Source organism: Corallococcus praedator, from assembly GCF_003612125.1.
Classification (GTDB): domain Bacteria; phylum Myxococcota; class Myxococcia; order Myxococcales; family Myxococcaceae; genus Corallococcus; species Corallococcus praedator.
Genome location: NZ_RAWI01001199.1, coordinates 1 through 419, shown reverse-complemented (window position 1 = coordinate 419; position 419 = coordinate 1). Strand labels below are relative to the sequence as shown.

Below are 419 nucleotides of genomic sequence, written 5' to 3'. Positions count from 1 at the left end.
ACCGTAGCCCGCAATTCGTGGGCAGAATGGCGCTGCTGTTCAAGATTGTGCCAGTGGTAGTTGAGCGTTTCTTGCTGCTGAGTGAGAACGGCAAAGGCTTGAGCAATTTGGTCGCTGACGGCTCCAGTGGGGGCAGAGGCGGAGAGGCGATCGATAATGTTTTGAAGCTGTTGGGCTTGTTCCTGATTGAGTCCGGCACTGGCGGATTGTTCTTCAAAGCGGTTCATTTCGCCTTGCAGATGTGCCCACGCGCCCTCAAGCTCTTGGCTTTTGCGTTCATATTCGGCTTTGAGCTGGTCGGCCTCGGTGCGAGTCGCTTCAATTGCCTGACGCTGCTGCTCTAGCCGCTCTAGGTCGGCTTCGAGGTCTTGAAGCTGCTCTTGCCGCGCTTCCATTTCCATCTCGCGACGGTTAAGCTC

At 56.1% G+C, this 419-nt stretch carries 1 protein-coding gene; it reads right to left on the bottom strand.

Annotation, left to right across the window (positions count from 1 at the left end; translation table 11 throughout):
• On the bottom strand, positions 1-419 hold a 419-nt coding region (locus D7Y13_RS46530; protein WP_208734698.1), incomplete at both ends, for an HmpF-related protein.